The sequence below is a fragment of the Deinococcus detaillensis genome (genome assembly GCF_007280555.1).
GTDB lineage: Bacteria > Deinococcota > Deinococci > Deinococcales > Deinococcaceae > Deinococcus > Deinococcus detaillensis.
On the sequence record NZ_VKDB01000086.1, the window covers coordinates 1 to 1,215 of the forward strand.

Here is a 1,215-nt window from a genome sequence, read left to right on the forward strand (position 1 = left end):
TACCGGCCTGGCGGTTGGCCTTGGTTACCGTCCTCCAGTTTCTGGAGAACGTCAGTGATCGCCAGGCAGCGGAATATGTGCGAGGCCGGATCGACTGGAAATACGCACTGGGCTTGACGTTGCACGATCCCGGCTTCCACTTCAGCGTTCTCTGCGAATTTCGTGCCCGGCTGGTGAGCGGGCACGCTGAGTACCGTCTTCTTGACCGGATGCTCGAGCACTTCCAGCGCCACGGGCTGGTCAAAGCCCGTGGTAAGCAGCGCACTGACTCGACACACGTCCTCGGAGCCGTGCGCGACCTTCACTTGGCCGAGCTGGTCGGTGAAACTTTGCGGGCCACACTCAACGAGTTGGCTGATCTGGTGCCGGACTGGCTCACCGGGCTCGCTCAGCCAGCGTGGTTCAAATGTTATGCCCACCGGATCGAAGATCCGCTGCTGCCCAAAACCGAAGCCAAGCGGCGGCTGTATGTTTTGGAAATCGGTCAGGACGGGTTTATTCTGCTTGATGCGCTGGATGCTGAAGACTCGCCCAGTGAAGCGCGGGCAGCCAAGCGGGTTGGACTGCTCCGCCAGGTCTGGCAAACGCATTTTGACCGCACTGGCAGCGTGTTGCGCTGGAAGGAGGGAGCAGAGTCCCCTCCCGTTGGCGAGCGTCTCCAGTCCCCCTATGACCCAGAGATGCACTACAGCACCAAGCGGGGCACCGAGTGGTCTGGCTATAAAGTTCATCTCACGGAAACCTGCGATGAAGACGCGGCCCATATCATCACGCATGTTCATACCACCCTGGCGATGGACTACGACGGTGCCAGCACCGCCACGATTCACGACCAGTTGGCGGCGAAACAGCTGCTCCCCAGCAAACATTTCGTCGATGCCGCTTACACTGACGCCGAACTGCTGGTGTCCAGTGCCAAGATTCACGACATCACATTAATGGGTCCGATTCGCAAGGTATCCACCTGGCAAAGCCGTCAGAATCTTGGCTATGACACGCCGCAATTTCAGATCGATTGGGCGCAGCAACACGCGATTTGTCCGCAAGGTAAGACCTCGGTTTCATGGAGAGCGGCGCTCAACGAGGCGCAGCATCCCTGCATCCGGATTAGATTCAGCCGAAGTGACTGTGGAATCTGTCCCACACACGAGCTGTGCACATCAAGCAAGCAGCCACGCCGCGTCTTGCAAATCCTGGAGCAGGAAGAATATGAGG

1 protein-coding gene is annotated in these 1,215 nt (G+C 58.7%); it reads left to right on the forward strand.

Annotated features, from left to right (window positions below; genetic code table 11):
• Window positions 1-20: 20 nt before the first annotated feature.
• The coding region (locus FNU79_RS18955; RefSeq protein WP_225430220.1) for a transposase at window positions 21-1,215 on the forward strand (1,195 nt) is incomplete at its 3' end.